The sequence below is a fragment of the Cupriavidus sp. SIMBA_020 genome (assembly GCF_046535395.1).
GTDB classification, from domain to species: domain Bacteria; phylum Pseudomonadota; class Gammaproteobacteria; order Burkholderiales; family Burkholderiaceae; genus Cupriavidus; species Cupriavidus campinensis.
Genome location: NZ_JAWRWU010001713.1, coordinates 1 through 234 on the forward strand (window position 1 = coordinate 1; position 234 = coordinate 234).

Annotated in this window: 1 protein-coding gene; it reads left to right on the forward strand. The window is 67.1% G+C overall.

Annotation, left to right across the window (positions count from 1 at the left end; translation table 11 throughout):
- Positions 1-234, forward strand: a 234-nt coding sequence (locus tag SB751_RS35460; protein WP_410749670.1) for a penicillin-binding transpeptidase domain-containing protein, incomplete at both ends; no start/stop codon positions are given.

A 234-nucleotide genomic window follows, 5' to 3' on the forward strand; every position in this document is an offset into this window, starting at 1 on the left:
GCTCGACAAGGGCCTCGGGCCGGCCACGGTGATCAACGACGGCCCGCTGTATTTCAGCGCCGCGGAAACCGGCGGCCAGCCGTGGGAGCCGAAGAACTACGGCGGCGGCTTCGAAGGTCCGATGTCGATGCGCACCGCGCTGCAGCGCTCGCGCAACCTCGTGTCGATCCGGATCCTGAACCAGATCGGCACGAAGTACGCCCAGCAGTACATCACGCGCTTCGGCTTCGACGC